The organism is Pseudoflavonifractor sp. HCP28S3_F10 (genome assembly GCF_052065415.1).
Classification (GTDB): Bacteria; Bacillota; Clostridia; order Oscillospirales; family Oscillospiraceae; genus Pseudoflavonifractor_A.
The window spans coordinates 1-14,439 of record NZ_JBQHUB010000020.1; the positions used below are offsets into that span (position 1 = coordinate 1).

At 60.7% G+C, this 14,439-nt stretch carries 14 protein-coding genes; 9 read left to right on the forward strand and 5 right to left on the reverse strand.

All coding sequences use genetic code 11. The features are described from left to right. A partial coding sequence (locus tag ACTNBZ_RS09340) for a hypothetical protein (protein ID WP_441209395.1) occupies positions 1–233 on the reverse strand: 233 nt, incomplete at its 3' end. Next, positions 208–1,089, reverse strand: a complete 882-nt coding sequence (locus tag ACTNBZ_RS09345; protein ID WP_441209396.1) for an NYN domain-containing protein — start codon at positions 1,087–1,089, stop codon at positions 208–210. The genes ACTNBZ_RS09340 and ACTNBZ_RS09345, both read right to left, overlap by 26 nt. Before the next feature lie 371 nt (positions 1,090–1,460). Between ACTNBZ_RS09345 and ACTNBZ_RS09350 the strand changes: the two genes are divergently transcribed. After that, entirely contained in the window at positions 1,461–2,942 is a 1,482-nt protein-coding gene (locus ACTNBZ_RS09350) for a carbon starvation CstA family protein (RefSeq protein ID WP_441209397.1), read from the forward strand. A 116-nt stretch (positions 2,943–3,058) separates the two neighbouring features. On the opposite strand, the gene ACTNBZ_RS09355 is transcribed toward ACTNBZ_RS09350, so the two are convergent. Continuing rightward, on the reverse strand, positions 3,059–3,991 hold the full coding sequence (locus ACTNBZ_RS09355; protein WP_441209398.1) for a lysostaphin resistance A-like protein: 933 nt from the start codon (positions 3,989–3,991) through the stop codon (positions 3,059–3,061). A gap of 162 nt (positions 3,992–4,153) precedes the next feature. Here ACTNBZ_RS09355 and ACTNBZ_RS09360 point away from each other — a divergent pair, with 162 nt between their 5' ends. Then, a complete protein-coding gene (locus tag ACTNBZ_RS09360; RefSeq protein ID WP_441209399.1) occupies positions 4,154–4,804 on the forward strand; it encodes a MerR family transcriptional regulator in 651 nt (216 codons plus the stop codon). Continuing rightward, positions 4,785–5,114 carry a YbjQ family protein gene (locus ACTNBZ_RS09365; RefSeq protein WP_441209400.1) on the forward strand — a complete coding sequence of 110 codons (330 nt, stop codon included), beginning with the start codon at positions 4,785–4,787 and terminating at the stop codon, positions 5,112–5,114. Before ACTNBZ_RS09360 ends, ACTNBZ_RS09365 begins: the two co-directional genes overlap by 20 nt. 62 nt (positions 5,115–5,176) lie before the next feature. Here ACTNBZ_RS09365 and ACTNBZ_RS09370 read toward each other — a convergent pair whose 3' ends face one another. After that, positions 5,177–5,467 carry a hypothetical protein gene (locus tag ACTNBZ_RS09370; protein ID WP_441209401.1) on the reverse strand — a complete coding sequence of 97 codons (291 nt, stop codon included), beginning with the start codon at positions 5,465–5,467 and terminating at the stop codon, positions 5,177–5,179. Between the two features lie 77 nt (positions 5,468–5,544). Further along, positions 5,545–6,270: a GntR family transcriptional regulator gene (locus tag ACTNBZ_RS09375; RefSeq protein WP_441209402.1), complete on the reverse strand. Its 726-nt coding sequence runs from the start codon at positions 6,268–6,270 to the stop codon at positions 5,545–5,547. A 282-nt stretch (positions 6,271–6,552) separates the two neighbouring features. On the opposite strand from ACTNBZ_RS09375, the gene ACTNBZ_RS09380 reads away from it, so the two are divergent. From ACTNBZ_RS09380 to ACTNBZ_RS09405, 6 genes are all read left to right on the forward strand, one after another. Then, positions 6,553–7,536: a LacI family DNA-binding transcriptional regulator gene (locus ACTNBZ_RS09380; protein ID WP_441209403.1), complete on the forward strand. Its 984-nt coding sequence runs from the start codon at positions 6,553–6,555 to the stop codon at positions 7,534–7,536. A gap of 106 nt (positions 7,537–7,642) precedes the next feature. Further along, a complete protein-coding gene (locus tag ACTNBZ_RS09385) occupies positions 7,643–9,376 on the forward strand; it encodes an amidohydrolase family protein (RefSeq protein ID WP_441209404.1) in 1,734 nt (577 codons plus the stop codon). A 41-nt stretch (positions 9,377–9,417) separates the two neighbouring features. Continuing rightward, a complete protein-coding gene (locus ACTNBZ_RS09390) occupies positions 9,418–10,950 on the forward strand; it encodes an ABC transporter ATP-binding protein (protein WP_441209405.1) in 1,533 nt (510 codons plus the stop codon). Positions 10,951–11,019: 69 nt separating this feature from the next. Continuing rightward, complete coding sequence (locus ACTNBZ_RS09395; RefSeq protein ID WP_441209406.1) at positions 11,020–12,072, forward strand: BMP family protein; 1,053 nt, start codon at positions 11,020–11,022, stop codon at positions 12,070–12,072. Between the two features lie 221 nt (positions 12,073–12,293). Continuing rightward, positions 12,294–13,454, forward strand: a complete 1,161-nt coding sequence (locus ACTNBZ_RS09400; protein ID WP_441209407.1) for an ABC transporter permease — start codon at positions 12,294–12,296, stop codon at positions 13,452–13,454. A gap of 12 nt (positions 13,455–13,466) precedes the next feature. Beyond that, on the forward strand, positions 13,467–14,396 hold the full coding sequence (locus ACTNBZ_RS09405) for an ABC transporter permease (RefSeq protein WP_441209408.1): 930 nt from the start codon (positions 13,467–13,469) through the stop codon (positions 14,394–14,396). The last annotated feature ends 43 nt before the right edge of the window (positions 14,397–14,439 follow it).

Consider the following 14,439-nt stretch of genomic DNA (forward strand, 5'->3'; position numbering starts at 1 on the left):
TTTTTTTTTTTTTTTTTTTTTTTTTTTTTTTTTTTTTTTTTTTTTTTTTTTTTTTTTTTTTTTTTTTTTTTTTTTTTTTTTTTTTTTTTTTTTTTTTTTTTTTTTTTTATTTTTTTTTTTTTTTTTTTTTTTTTTTTTTTTTTTAATTTTATGATGAGTGCGGGGGGGGGGCCCCCCCCCCCCCCCCCCCCCCCCCCCCGTGGGATCCTATCTCCGCTCCCTGTCCCGGACATAGATGTGCTTGACATGGGGCATGTTGGTGGAGCGCACGTCCACCTCGAACCGGTCCAGGGCCTTCACCAGCTTGGTCAGTTTGGAGAAGCCGAAGTTCCGGGGGTCGAAGTCGGGCTGCTTTTTCACCAGCAGGTTGCCCAGGTCGCCCATGAAGGCATAGCCGTCCTCGTCGGCGATATCCTCCACCGAGTCGGCCAGCAGCTCCACCACCGCCGCGGGTACCGGCGGCTCCGCCTCAACGGAACTCTTCGGCTCCGGCTGGGCCGTCCTGGGCTCAGGCTCGGGAGCCGCCTTTTTCCGGGCGCTCTTTTTGGGTTGGGCTTTGGTGCTCTCCACCCTGGCCTGCTCAGCCTTTTCCCGCTCCTTCTTCTCCCGCTCGGCCTGGGCGCGCTCGGCGGCCCGGGCCTTCTCTCCTGCGGCCCGGATGACCTCGATATACACGAACTTGTCGCAGGCCACAATAAACGGATTGGGCGTCTTGCGCTCCCCCATGCCGTAAACCTTCATGCCTGCCTCCCGCAATCGGGTGGCCAGACGGGTGAAGTCGCTGTCACTGCTTACCAGCACGAAGCCGTCCACCCGGCCGGAATAGAGGATATCCATGGCGTCAATGATCATGGCAGAGTCGGTGGCGTTTTTTCCGGTGGTGTAGGCGTACTGCTGCACCGGCGCGATGGCGTTTTCCAGCAGCAGCGGCTTCCATGTGGACATATTGGGGCTGGTCCAGTCCCCGTAGATGCGCTTGATGGTGGGGGTGCCGTAGACCGCCACCTCGGCCATCACGTCCTTGATGGCCGTGCGGGGGGCGTTGTCCGCGTCGATGAGGACCGCCAGGCGCAGGTCAGTCTGTTCCATTTTATTTCCTCCGTCGAAAAGATCGATGTTCTATCCTGTTTATGGCACGCGCCGCCGCGTACTCTCTCTTTCTGTCATTTTTATAGTATCGCATATCCGGTTTTTTGTAAAGGCCGCAGGGTACCGTGCCAACGCTGCCGGGCTGAATGGCACTAAATTTTTTATACTCAAAAGTCTTGTTGATTTGCAAAAATATCCGCAGATATTTATAGCCAATTCGCGCCTTGAAATATTTCGGACAAAAGATATAATGATAGCGTCAAGGGGGACGAAATGTATTTGGGGAGAGCATTTTGTCCCCCTGCACCTTTTTACAGGGAGCGGAAACGTGTGTGCTTCCGCTTCGCGGGAAATCCAGAGGAGGGATTTTTTTGATTACATTCTTAATCGCTCTGGCTATCTTGTTGGTTGGTTTCTTCGTCTACGGCAAGTTGATTGAAAAGGCCTTCCATGTCGATGACCGTAAAACACCTGCCATGGTTCACCCCGACGGCGTGGACTACATCCCAATGAAGACATGGCGCATTTTCCTGATCCAGCTGCTGAACATCGCGGGCCTTGGCCCCATTTACGGTGCTCTGGCCGGCGCATGCTGGGGCCCGGCAGTCTACCTGTGGATTGTCTTTGGTACCATTCTGGGCGGCGGCGTCCACGACTTCCTGTCCGGCATGATGTCCGAGCGGAATGACGGCATGTCCATCTCCGAAGTGGTAGGCCTCTACATGGGCAAGATCATCACCTTCATCATGCGCGTCTTCTCCGTGGTGCTGCTGGTGATGGTGGGTGTCAACTTCGCCGCCGGCCCCGCCGGCCTGCTGGCCAAGCTGACTCCCAGCGTGCTCAACGCCAACTTCTGGCTCATCGTCATCATGCTCTACTATCTGGCCGCCACCTTCCTGCCCATTGACAAGATCGTGGGCAAGCTCTATCCCATCTTCGGCCTCTGCCTCATCATCATGGCCGTGGGCGTGGGTGGCGCCACCCTCATCTTCCACGGTGCTGAGATGCCCGAGCTTACCATTGGCAATCTGATGGCGGTCCATCCCAGCGGCACCCCCAAGTGGGCTATGATGTTCGTCACCGTGGCCTGCGGCGCTGTGTCCGGCTTCCATGCCACCCAGTCCCCCATGATGGCCCGCTGCATCAAGAGCGAGAAGGAAGGCCGCACCGTGTTCTACGGCGCCATGGTGGCCGAGGGCATCATTGCCCTGATCTGGGCCGCAGCCGGCGTCACCTTCTACATCCATAACGGCTCCCTGCTGGACGGCATGAGCGGCCTTCAGGCTGCCATCGCTGCCGACGGTCAGGGCGGCGTTGTTTACGAGATCTGCACCACTCTGCTGGGCCCCGTGGGCGGCCTGCTGGCCATGATCGGCGTTATCGCCTGCCCCATCACCTCCGGCGACACGGCGTTCCGCTCCGCCCGTCTGACCATTGCCGACTGGTTCAAGCTGGATCAGACCAACGCCAAAAAGCGCGCTGTGCTGGCCGTTCCTCTGCTGGCCGTTGGCTTCATCATTGTCAAGCTGCTGCCTTGGACCTACCTGTGGCGCTACTTCTCCTGGTCCAACCAGACGCTGGCTATGATCGTTCTGTGGACTGGCGCGGTGTTCCTGCATAAGTACGGCTATCCGCCCATTGCCAGCCTGATGGCCGCACTGCCTGCCGCTTTCATGACCGCTGTGTCCATCACGTACTTCTTCCAAGCTCCCGAGTGCCTGCACCTGTCCACCTCCATCGCTTACCCGGTGGGCATCGTGGCCGCCATCGCCTTCTTCTGCATCTTCTGGTGGCGCACCTTCATCGTCGGCAAGGACGATGTGAACCACGATCTGTCCTCTGCCGCGCAGTAAGGTCTGCTTCTCTCCCCTTTTCAGGCGCGGGGTCCGGCATTGCCGGGCTCCGCGCCTTTTTGCTTCCATTTCCAATAAAAATGGCCGTCCTGAATGGACGGCCATTTGATTTTGATTTACCTCAGACAGGAGATACACAGCAGCGCCGTCAGCAGACAGAACAGGCACATACCGGAATTGCGGAAAAAGAGCCCCCAGGGCCGCTCCTCTCCGCTCCGGTCAGCCGCCTTGGCCAACTGCCTCAGCCGGGCGGCCAGGCCGGCCGCGCCCCACACCACGGCGATCGCCGCCAGCAGGGACAGCAGCCCCTCGCCCATGGCACCTGAGCCGGTCAATGCCGGGGCCAGCACACCGGTCAGGGCGTTGACCGCACTGTGGATGAGGATACACTGCCACAGGCAGCCGGTACGCGCCGCCGCGTCCCCCAGGACCAGGCCGAAGGCCATCGCATAGAGCATCTGGGACAGATTGCCGTGGAACAACCCAAACAAAAGCGCCGTTGCCAGCACCGCAAACCGGTCCCCATAGGGCCGCAGCCGGGAGAACAGCAGCCCGCGGAACATGACCTCCTCGCACACGGGGGCCAGCACACAGGTCATCAGCACCCGCGGGACCACGGGACCGGCCATCAGCCCCTGCACCGGATCGGCCATGCTCCATCCGGTGAGCCGGCGGAGCAGCTCTCCCGCCCAGAGCGTCACCAGATTACCCGCCAGGACGGCGGAGAATGCCATCGCCCAGGTATGCACCAACTGGAAGGCGCCCATGGGCCGCCGCCCCCGTGGGGGGGTGGCCGGCACAGTACGGATGATTTTCACAAAAACCGGGAATCCCACCCCATAGTTGGCCAGGATCAGTATCGTCCATTGGAAGAGAGCTCGTTCCTCCAGTCCGCACCAGAAGGCCTTTGCCGCCAGGACGGCCAGGAGCTGCACCGCTCCTCCGGCCAGCTGGGAGATCAGGAGGCCCCATCCCATCCGGGAGAACCGCTCCCGGGTGGCCGCATCCTCCGGCCGTTCCGGCAGGAGGGGGCCGTCTGCCTTTCTCACGCCATCACACTCCTTCCTCCCTCCGATTATACCAGCCCTTCTGCCGCCGGGCAACCGCTCTCATCCTGTCCTGTGCTCCCTTTTCTTACGAAATGCGAAAAAAACCTTGACCTTCCACCGGGTGCAGGGTGTACTATGGACTCAGCAAGGGAGGGAAAGGCCGTGAAGATCAATGAGGTGGAAGACCTGGTGGGCATCACCAAGCGCAACATCCGCTTTTATGAAAAGGAGGGACTGCTCACCCCCGGCCGCAACAGCGAGAATGGCTACCGTGACTACGGCGCAGAGGACGTGGAGACCCTGCGGAAGATCAAACTCCTGCGGAAGCTGAACGTGCCGCTGGAGGAGATCCGCAAGCTCCAGAAGGGTGATCTGACCCTGAGCGACGTGCTGGAACGCCATATGATCCAGCTCCGCCGGGACCGGGAGAACCTTGGCACCATGGAGGCCCTGTGCCAGCGTCTGAACGGCGCCGGAGCCCAGTTCTCCACTTTGGAGGCTCAGACCTGGCTGGCCGAGATGGAGCAGATGGAACAGGAGGGGACCCGCTTTATGAATGTGAAAAAGAACGACACCCTCACCCGCTATGTGGAGCCGGTGGCTGCCGCCGTGGTCTTTGTGCTCCTGATGGCGGCCCTCATCCTGCTGCTGGTGTGGGCCTTTTACGCCAGTCCGGAGGATGCCCCGCCCCTGGGGCTGGTGGTGCTCATCGTGGCCGTCCCGGCCGTGCTGATCCTGGGTGTTCTTCTGGCCCTGTGGCAGAGGATCAAACAAATTCAAGGAGGAGAAGAAGATGCTGCTTCTAAATATTGACCATATCCCCGGTAAAAAGGTGGAGGCCCTGGGCCTGGTAAAGGGCACGGTGGTCCAGTCCAAAAACTTCGGCAAGGATTTTATGGCCGGCATGAAGACTCTGGTAGGCGGCGAGATCGAGAGCTACACCGAGCTGCTCAATCAGGCCCGGCAGATCGCCACCAAGCGCATGGTGGACGAGGCGGAGGCGCTGGGCGCCGACGCCATTCTGGGCATCCGCTTTGCCAGCTCCTCCCTCATGCAGAGCGCCGCCGAGCTCACCGCCTACGGCACCGCCGTCCGGGTACTGGGCGGATCGGATGAAGATTGATCCATAAACGTACAAAAAAGACACGGCCCGCAGGCCGTGTCTTTTTCATTTGTGTGCTCCGTTCAACTGATCTCGACCTTCGCGGCCTCATCGGGGAAGAAGGCGTTGTCCAGGTCATACTTGTTGTGAGAGGTGGAGTCCCGCAGGACCCGTCCCTCCAGGGAATAGCAGCGGATGAACCGGCGGCCGTCCACCGTGGTCCAGTGCTCCACATCCCAGGTCAGGTAGCCATCCTCGTCGGTCTTTTTCTCCTTGAGGTACAGATCCACCTGGCGGTTGTTGAGCATCAGGTCGATGAGGCCCTTGCGGTCTACCTCCAGCTCTTCCTTGTGTACGGTATCATAGGCTTTCACGATAAATCCTCCCGTCTTATATCGGTTGGGAACATTATAATCCCTTCCGCCGCCAATTGCAACCGGATATGGCCCCTTTAACGGCCCAGGTCCCAGTTCTGCAATGTTCTCAGCCGGTAATAGTCCGGATTGAAAAAGTGGGTGTTGTAGGCCACCGGCAGGTCTGTGATATCATAAAACACCTGATGGCTGCTGTCCAGGGGCGTGTTGGGCTTGACCTGGAAGATCTCCCTCAGGTCCTCGGGCACCGTCATGGGGATGTATTCGTTGAGCGCGTGGGCCACATCCCGGCCCATATAGTCCCGGATGAGCACATGGATATGGGAGAATTCCATATCTTCCACATCCCGGCGGATGAGCAGCTGCGCGGGAAGGCGGCCCACAGTGTACACCGCCGGATGATCGTCCGCCAGATAGACCAGCGTGTTCACCAGCAGCTCGTCGCCCACCTTGATCTTCAGGGAAGTGGCTTCCTCCTCGTTGGCGCCCCGCCACTCCTGGGACAGGAGCTTGATACTGGCCCGGTAGCCCTCCTTCTTCAGATACTCGGTGAAATAGTAGCTTCGGTTTTCATAATCCAGCGTACTGGGATGGACGTAATTGCCCGATCCGTGACGCTTGGTGATGTAGCCCTCCAGGGCCAGCATCATCAGTGACTCGCGCAGCGTGACCAGACTGATTCCCAGGCGGTTGGCCAGCGCAGCCTCCGAGGGCAATTTGTTCCGGTCAAAGGTCTCCGTGCGGAAGATCTCCAGGATCTTGTTCTTGATGGCCATATAGGCGCTGTAATTCGTTCTGGACATGCTGTCTTCCTCTCTATACCCTCCGCTGGAAGGGTATTCCGTAATCGTTATATCTCTATATTACCTATTCTTTCCGCCTGTATAATATTACCTCAAATTTTCTCTGATATCAATAATGAATAAAAAATTTTTTCCCGGTGCAGAAAATACTTGCATTTTCACCAGAGTTGCAGTATACTCTGGTTTGTTAGTTATACGTATTACTGATACGTATAACTGACATTCCTCTGAAAGACCGCTTCCGGAACGCTCTCTGCGCTCCCAAAAAGGAGATGATGCTCTGTGCCCACCATCAAGGATATCGCCAACCGCGCCAACGTGAGCGTATGTACCGTCTCCCGCTATCTCAACCACAAAATCGTGGTAAAGAAAGAGACGGAGGAACGGCTGGAGGCCGCGATCAAGGAGCTGGGCTATGTTCCCAACATGGTGGCCCAGTCCCTGAAAAAAAACAGCACCTCCAACATTGCGGTGATCCTCCCCCGCATCACCAGTTCCTACTATGCCGATATGACCGGCGGCATCAGCCATGAGCTGGCCAAGCAGGGCTACAACCTCTTTATCTACGAGGTGGACAACCTGCAGAAATCTGAAGAGGAAATCCTTCAGATGATGCGGGAGAATATGGTGGCCGGCGTCATCTTCATTGGCCTGTCCTACGACTTTTCCTTTAAGGACAGCCTCCAGTATCTGCTGGAGTGGAAGATCCCGGTGGTCTATGTGAACCGCCTCATCCCCTATCAGGGCTACCCCCTGCTCTACCCCGACTTTCTCAAGGTAGGACGGCTGGCCGCCGACCATCTCATCGCCCGGGGCAAGCGCCGTCTGGCCCTGGTATGCAGCAAGCGGCCCGACGACCTGATCCCCCACCACATTGAATCCTTCCGGTCGGGCACTCTGGCCGCCGGGTTGGAGGATCCCATCGTTCTGGAGACCCAGCCCGGCCTGGTCCCCACGCCGGAATGCCTGGACCGGCTGCTGGAGGGAGATATCGACGGCGTGTTCGTTCTCAACGAACTCATCGCTGCAGGCCTGGTCAAGGCCCTGTCCCAGCGGGGCGTCCGTATCCCCGGCGACATGGCAGTACTGGGCTTCGGCAACTCCATCGTAGGTGAGATCACCTCGCCGGAGCTCTCCTGCGTGGACCTGCGCAACTATGAGCTGGGCGTCCAAAGCGCCAGACTCATCCTCCAGCAGATTGACCGGGTCACCCCGGAGCCGGTCACCACACTGGAACCCTTCATCCTCCAGCGCGAGTCCACCTGACACCTCAGACGGAAGCAGTGGCGCTACACCGTTGTTTCCGTCTTGTGTATATAAGGTTAAACGTATCACTAAGTTGCTGCAGTGATATTCAGAAAGGATTGGTCACATGAACAACAACAGCGCCTCCCAGCTTCAGCAGGTCCACGACATCTTTGACATCGTCCACGGCAGGAAGGAGGCCGACCTGCTGATCCGGAACATCAACATCCTGGACGTCCACGGCGAGACGGTCTACGCCGGCTCTCTGCTGATCTACAACGGCCGCATCGTGGCTCTCTCCCCCGACGAGGACAAGATCCGGGTGAAAGAGGTCTTTGACGGACAGGGCCTGTACGCCATTCCCGGCCTGATCGACGCCCACCTCCACTTCGAGTCCCAGCTGGCCCACCCCACCGCACTGGGCGAGGCCATGGTGCCCAACGGCACCACCACCATCTTTGCCGAGTGCCTGGACCTGATCGGCTCTGCCGGAGAGGACGGGCTGGATGCCTTCAAGATGCTTTTCAAGGACTACGAAAAGCTGCCCTACCGGGTGTTTGCCTTCGCCCCTGGCAAGAAGGTCCCCGCCCATATCACCGAGGAGATCCTCAAGCTGGATCCGGTCATCGGCCTGGGTGAGTTCGAGCATTTCTCCTACTCCAGCGGCAATGAGGACGACTTCAGGAAGGCCGCATGGCTTCGGGAGCGGGGAGGCTTCATGAACTCCCACTGGGGCGTCACCACCCTGAGCGACATGGAGCTCAACTACCTGCCCGCCATCGGCTCCACCAACAACCACGACGTCTGGAACGCCAACGACATCGAGAAGAGCATCCGCTACGGCTACGCCACCCAGATCAAGTTCGGCGTGGGCAGCAGTGAGGTCATCAAGACCCTGCTCCGGGCCATTGTGGACCGGAAGTTCCCCACCGACAACTTCTGCCTGTGCTCCGACAACATCTCCATCGACCGCCTGACCAGGCTGGGCCACATGGACTGGATCATCTCCCTGTGCGTGGAGATGGGCATTCCTCCCATCAAGGCCATCAAGATGGCCTCCTACAACACCGCCAGGTACTTCCGCATGGATGACCAGTTCGGCTCTCTCACCCCCGGCCGCTACGCTGATATCGTCCTCACCGACAGCCTGTCGGTCATCAACCCCAAATACGTTTTCAAGGGCGGGGAGCTCATCGCCCAGGACCGCAAGCTCCTCAAGCACATCGAGATCGGCTACGACGGCATGGTCACCAAAGGCGTGCCCGGGCTGAACGATCTGACCGCCGGACAGCTGGACCTCCAGCCCATCGAGTTCTCCGCCGACGGCAAGCAGGCCAAGGTCCTTCTCTTCGACGTGTACGGACGGGGCCACGCCAAGTTCTATCAGGAGATCTGGGTCCCCTATGTGGACGGCAAGGTGGTGCCCGAGTACGAGGGCGAGACCCTTGCCCGCATCTCCATCCTGAAGCGCTACCCCGCCGCCGGGGAGGACCGGCACATCGTCAACGGTCTCTTCAAAGGCGTGTACGTGGACCGCGGCGCGGTGTCCACCTCCTTCCCCGCTCCCATCCCCTACATGGTGGTGGTGGGCCGGGACAGCGATGAGATGTGCGCCTGCGTCAAGGCCGTGGACCAGTACTCCGGCGCCTGCATCGTCACCGATGATCAGACGCCCAAGGCTGTTTTCCCCATCGAGATCTACGGTATGATGGCCAATATGTCTGTGGACGAGCTGCGCGCCGCCTCCAAGGGCATCGACGACGCGCTGGAGGAGCTGGGCAACCGCAACGTTGGCGAGCCCGTCACCAACAAGCTGCTGAGCCTCTTCATCTCCCTGCACCGCTTCAACTTTATGAAGTGAGCGGCCCGCCGGCATCCTGCTGATACATAGGAGGGACCTGAGTGAACGACTATATCCGGATGGAACACATCACCAAGCGCTTCCCCGGCGTCACCGCCAACGCGGATGTGTCCATCGGCTTTGCCAGGGGCGAGATCCACGCCCTGCTGGGCGAGAACGGCGCCGGCAAATCGACGCTGATGAACATGCTCTACGGCCTGCTGAAGCCCGACGAGGGACAGATCACCATGGACGGGAAACCGGTCCGGATCGGCGGTCCTCAGGACGCCATCGCCCACGGCATCGGCATGGTCCACCAGCATTTCATGCTCATCCCCAAATTTACCGTGCTGGAAAACGTGATCCTGGGTGCCAGACTGGAGCGGGAGCCCCTGCTGGACACCAGATCCGCCCGAAACAGGATCCTGGAGCTCTCGGAGCGCACCGGACTGAAGGTGGACCCTGACGCCCGCATCCACGACCTGAGCGTGGGCGACCAGCAGCGGGTGGAGATCATCAAGGCGCTCTACAAGGGCGTCAACGTCCTCATCATGGACGAGCCCACCGCTGTCCTCACCCCCCAGGAGACCGACGAGCTCTTCCTGGTGCTGCGCAACTGGATCAAGGACGGCAACACCGTCATCTTCATCACCCACAAGATGCGGGAGGTGCTGGAATTCTGCGACCGGGTCAGCGTCCTGCGGGACGGCCGCTTTATTGAGACCGCGGATGTGAAGGACATCAACGAGGAGCGCCTGGCCCACATGATGGTTGGCCGGGAGGTGGAGCTCCGGCTCCGCAAGCCCGAACCCAGGGTGGGCGATACCATCCTGGAGGTGAAGGACCTGACCGTCAGGGCCGACAACGGTCTGGAGGCGGTGCAGGACGTGTCCTTCACCGTTCGCGCCGGCGAGACCGTGGGCATTGCCAGTGTGGACGGAAACGGCCAGCTGGAGCTCATTGAGGCCATCATGGGCCTCACCCCCGCCGCCGGCGGCGACGTACTGGTCAAGGGCAAGAGTCTCAAGAATGCTTCCCCCAAGGAGGTGCTGGACCAGGGGGTGTCCAACATCCCCTTCTCCCGTCAGACCGAGGGACTGGTCCTCAGCTTTTCGGTGCGGGACAATTTCATTCTGAAGGAGCGCTGGCATGAGCCCTATGCCAAACACGGCTTCCTCCGGAACAAGGTCATCGACGACACCGTCCGCCGGATGATCGGGGACTACTCCATCAAGGCCAACGGCCCGGAGACCCGGGCGGGGAATATGTCGGGCGGCAACCAGCAGAAGATCGTGGTCAGCCGGGAGATTGAGCGGCCCCACGACCTGCTCATCGCCTGCCACCCCACCCACGGCCTGGACATCGGCGCCATCGAGTTCATCCACCGCCGCATCCTGCAGGAGCGCTCGGAGGGCAAGGCCGTTTTGCTGGTGTCCACCGAGATGGACGAGCTGCTGGCCCTGTCCGACCGGATCCTGGTCATGTTCAAGGGCCGGATCATGGGTGAGGCCCCCGCCGCCACCGGGGCCGTACAGCAGATCGGCCTGATGATGCTGGGCAAGACCGGAGACGCCGCCGGCGCTTCCGGCTGCTGACACTGTTGACCCGCGGCCGCGCGGCCGCATACATACACCCATATTATATTCAGGAGAAAGGTGACACAAATGAAAAAGAGATTTGCAGCGATCACTCTTGCAGCAGCCCTGACTCTGGGCCTGACCGCCTGCGGCGGCAGCTCCTCCGCCCCCGCCTCCAGCAAGGCCCCCGGGGCCTCCGCCCCTGTGGAGAGCGCCGCCCCCCAGACCGGCGCGTCCGAGGTCAAGGCCGCCATCCTGCTGCCCGGCACCATCAATGACGCCGGCTTCTCCGCCGCCGGTTATAACGGCCTGATGGAGGCAAAGGACGAGTTTGGCCTGGCCGACGCCGCCTACTCCGAGTCGGTGCCTCTGGCCGAGCAGGAGAGCACCATCCGGGACTACGCCAACCGGGGCTATAACCTCATCATCGGCCATGGCAACGACTTCCTGGACGCCATCAAGACCGTGGCTCCCGACTACCCCGACACCGCCTTCGCCGTCACCAACGCCGTGGTTACCGATATGGACAACGTGGTGGGCATCGACATCAAGAACGAGGAGCAGGGCTATGTGGCCGGCTACGCCCTGGGCCTGCTGACCGAGAGCAACAAGGTGGGCTTTGTGGGCTCCATGGAGCTGCTGGCCCAGACCCGCGTGCAGAACGGCTTTGAGCAGGGCCTGAAGGCCGCCAACCCCGACGCCGAGGCGCTGGTGTCCTATGTGGGCTCCATGAGCGACTCCGCCAAGGCCAAGGATCAGGCCGTGGCCCTCTTTGAGCAGGGCGCCGACTGCGTCTTCCAGTACGCCCAGGGCGCCGGCATCGGCGTGGTCCAGGCCGCCGAGGAGAACGGAAAGACCATCGTGGTCACCAGCCCCAGCCAGCAGGAGATGGCCCCCAACACCGCCGCCATGTTCGTCCAGACCGACACCAAGCAGCAGATCATCGCCGCCGTACAGGCCTATGTGGACGGCGAGTTCAGCAGCGACCTGAAGATCGAGGGCACCTTTGCCTCCGGACTGTTCAAGACCGGCGGCTTCAACGACAAGCTCATGTCCTCTGAGATCCAGCAGCAGGTCCAGAAGGTCATTGACGACCTGACCAGCGGCGCACTGGTGCTGGAGGTCACCGTGGCCAGCTAAGCTCCGGCCCTTCCTTACCGAAAAACGCCTGCCGCGGGGGCGGCCCTCCGGTCCTCCCCGCGGCCCCTGTTCCAGATCTGCCCCGAAACCTCCTGTCTGCGGGAGGATACGCCTGCCCCCGCTCTTCCGGGGCGGCGGCAGGGCGTATTTGGAGCCTGTCCCGCATTCTGCCCGGCGCGGGACGGCTTTCTGAAACTTTCTAACTGCCAGGAGGAAGCGTTATGAGTGAGAAAAGCATCGCACCCCCCAAGCAGGACCAGTCCGTGAGCTATGACCGTCTGGATCAGCTGGTCCGCCGCTTTGAAAAGATCTTCAATCTGCTGATCCCTCTTGTGGCCGTCGTGGTCTCCCTGCTCATCGTCAGCATCATCGTGGTGGCCCAGGGTGCCTCCCCCGTGGAGGCCTACGCCGCCCTGATCGAGGGCGCTTTCGGCAGCCTGTACAACCTGACCAACAGCCTGGCCATGGCCACCCCCCTGATCCTCACCGGCCTGGGCATCGCCCTGGCCGCCCGCTGCGGCATCATCAACCTGGGCGGCGAGGGCCAGATCGTGGCCGGCGGCGTCTTCGCCACCTTTGTGGGCACACTGCCCGCCCTCCAGGGCCTGCCCGCGCCGGTGTACGTGACCCTGTGCGTCCTGGCCGCCTTCCTGGGCGGCGTGCTGTGGGCCCTCATCCCCGGCTACTTTTTCGCAAAGCATGGGGTCAACTTCATGATCACCACCATGCTCCTCAACGACATTGCCAACGGCATCCTCTCCGCACTGGTCCAGGGTCCCATGAAGGAGCCCGGCAAGTTCGCTCCCCAGTCGGCCCAGGTGGCCGTCAATGCCCGGCTTCCCATGCTCATCCCCAAGAGCCGGCTCCATCTGGGCTTCCTCATTGCCATGGCGGTGGCTGCCGTCGCCTATGTGGTGCTCTTCAAAACCTCCTTCGGCCACGACCTGCGCACCCTGGGCGAGAATCCCACCGCTGCCCGCCATTCCGGCATCAACGTCTTTGCCATGCAGATGGTCATTGTGGTCATCGCCGGAGGTCTGGCCGGCGTGGCCGGCTCCGCCGAGATCCTGGGCTCCCAGTACCGCCTGCGCTCCGGGTTCCTCTCCAATTACGGCTATGAGGCCCTGGCCGTGGCCATGCTCGGCCAGAAGCACCCATTCGGTGTGGTCGTCGCCGGTATCCTGTTCGGCGCGCTGAAGGCCGGACGGGGCAGCATGTCCCGGGCCGCCGACCTGCCCACCAGCTTCAGTATGGTGCTCAGCGGCGTTATCATTTTCTTCGTGGCCATCAGCCCCATTCTGATGAAGCTGCCCCGCTATCTGGCCATCCGCGAGATGAACCGGAAGGGCCGGCAGCCGGAAACTTCCGCCAAAGCGGCCTGAGGAGGGTGGAATATGAATATTTTATCGCTTTTCAACGAGGACTTCTTCTATGCCACCATCCGCATGGCCGCCCCCATCATCCTGGCGGCGGTGGGCGAGGTGCTGCTGGAGCGCTCCGGCATTTTCAACCTGGGCATCGAGGGCGGCATCCTCTTCGGCGCCTTCCTGGCAGTACTGGGGTCCTACCTGTTCCAGAACGCCTGGATGGGGCTGGCGCTGGCCGTCCTGGGCGGCGCGGCTCTGGGATTGCTCTTCGGCTGGGCCACCATCAGCCTGCGGGCCAACCAGGCCGTCACCGGTACAGGCATCAACATTCTGTTTCTGGGTCTTACCTCGCTGCTGGCACGCATGATCTGGGGCGTGCGGGACGTGCCCCTCACCGTGCCCCAGATCAGTGACCTGCCTATCCCCGGCCTGAGCGCGCTCCCCTTTGTCGGCCATGTGTTCTTTGACCACAGTCCCCTGGTGTACTTTTCCTATCTCATGGTCCCGGCTGCCGCTTTCTTCCTCTATAAGACCACCTGGGGCTTGAAGGTCCGGGCCATCGGTGAATACCCCAAGGCCGCCGACACCATGGGCATCCACGTCATCGCCTGGAAATACGGCATGTCGGTGGTGGCCAACATCTGCGCCGCCATCGCCGGCGTGATATTGTCCATCTGCTTTATGAACTGCTTTGTGGACAACATCTCTTCCGGCCGGGGCTATATGGCGGTGGCCTGTGTCATTCTGGGCCAGTACAGTCCCTTCGGCGCGCTGGCCGGCGGCCTGATCTTCGGTGCGGGCAACGCCCTCCAGATGCGCCTGCAGGCCATCGGCTCCGCCATCCCCACCGACCTGCTGCTGGTCATCCCCATGACTCTGGCCCTCATCATGGTCCTGCTGGTCCGGGGCAAGGCCTCCGCCCGTCCCGCCGGCCTGGCCAAGCCCTACGAGAAATAAGCGTATCCCCTCCACTCAGCAAAACGGGAGGCCGGTCCATTTC

Coding starts and splice junctions, on each gene's coding strand:
- ACTNBZ_RS09345 (WP_441209396.1), bottom strand. CDS start 1,089: ATGGAACAGACTGACCTGCGCCTGGCGGTCCTCATCGACGCGGACAAC.
- ACTNBZ_RS09365 (WP_441209400.1), top strand. CDS start 4,785: ATGCTGCTTCTAAATATTGACCATATCCCCGGTAAAAAGGTGGAGGCC.
- ACTNBZ_RS09375 (WP_441209402.1), bottom strand. CDS start 6,270: ATGTCCAGAACGAATTACAGCGCCTATATGGCCATCAAGAACAAGATC.
- ACTNBZ_RS09385 (WP_441209404.1), top strand. CDS start 7,643: ATGAACAACAACAGCGCCTCCCAGCTTCAGCAGGTCCACGACATCTTT.
- ACTNBZ_RS09395 (WP_441209406.1), top strand. CDS start 11,020: ATGAAAAAGAGATTTGCAGCGATCACTCTTGCAGCAGCCCTGACTCTG.
- ACTNBZ_RS09400 (WP_441209407.1), top strand. CDS start 12,294: ATGAGTGAGAAAAGCATCGCACCCCCCAAGCAGGACCAGTCCGTGAGC.
- ACTNBZ_RS09405 (WP_441209408.1), top strand. CDS start 13,467: ATGAATATTTTATCGCTTTTCAACGAGGACTTCTTCTATGCCACCATC.